Origin of the sequence: Salipiger pentaromativorans, assembly GCF_024721115.1 — a bacterium.
Taxonomy (GTDB): Bacteria; Pseudomonadota; Alphaproteobacteria; order Rhodobacterales; family Rhodobacteraceae; genus Salipiger; species Salipiger pentaromativorans.
This window is the reverse complement of record NZ_JAMDHK010000013.1, coordinates 52,497-53,087: the sequence shown is the minus strand read 5'-3', so window position 1 is coordinate 53,087 and position 591 is coordinate 52,497. Positions and strand designations below refer to the sequence as shown.

Annotated in this window: 1 protein-coding gene; it reads right to left on the bottom strand. The window is 68.0% G+C overall.

Going from position 1 to position 591, the window contains the following annotated elements:
- Positions 1-53 precede the first annotated feature (53 nt).
- Positions 54-227 carry a hypothetical protein gene (locus tag M4578_RS17745; protein ID WP_258094633.1) on the bottom strand — a complete coding sequence of 58 codons (174 nt, stop codon included), beginning with the start codon at positions 225-227 and terminating at the stop codon, positions 54-56.
- Positions 228-591: the final 364 nt, after the last annotated feature.

Genomic DNA, 591 nt, shown 5'->3' with positions numbered 1-591 from the left:
AGATTGCCCACCCTACGGGCGCGGTAGGGTGGGCAATCTGCCCACCGCACCTCTTATCCCCGGCTGAGGCCGTAGACCGCCTCGCTGGCGATGCGGCGAGCGTCGCCGCGATAGATGTCGAGATCGAGCGCCGTGTCGAGCGGCAGGGCGCGCAGCTCGCGCAGTGTCCGGCGGTAGCGGGCACGGCGGCCAAGCCGGGCTTTGAGGCTTTGGTAAAGGCGGGTCATGGGCGTCTCCTGTCTCCCCCCTTCGGTTTCCGTTGGCGCTAACCTAGGGATGCTGCGGTGCAGCACAACTTCCGAAAAGCGAACCCCGTTCTGCATTTTTTGCATGGCGCCGTGGCCGTCTCGTAAAGGCCGCCTGGTAACCCCTTGTCAACCTTCGGGGATTAACCTTCACGTCACCACGCCACGCAGTTCAGGAGGTGACATGATGGACATCCGCACATTCGGGGCCGCGCCGCTGCGCCGGGCCGTTCCCGGCAGCGGCGGATCCGGGCCAGGCCCGGTGGCCGCGCCGCCGCGGGTGCGGCAGGCCCTTCCGCCGCCGGTTCCGGTGACGGTGACGATGCTGCCGTCCGATCAGGCGTCG

Bases quoted from the DNA above. Each gene is read 5' to 3' on its own strand.
- M4578_RS17745 (WP_258094633.1), bottom strand. From the start codon at position 227: ATGACCCGCCTTTACCAAAGCCTCAAAGCCCGGCTTGGCCGCCGTGCC.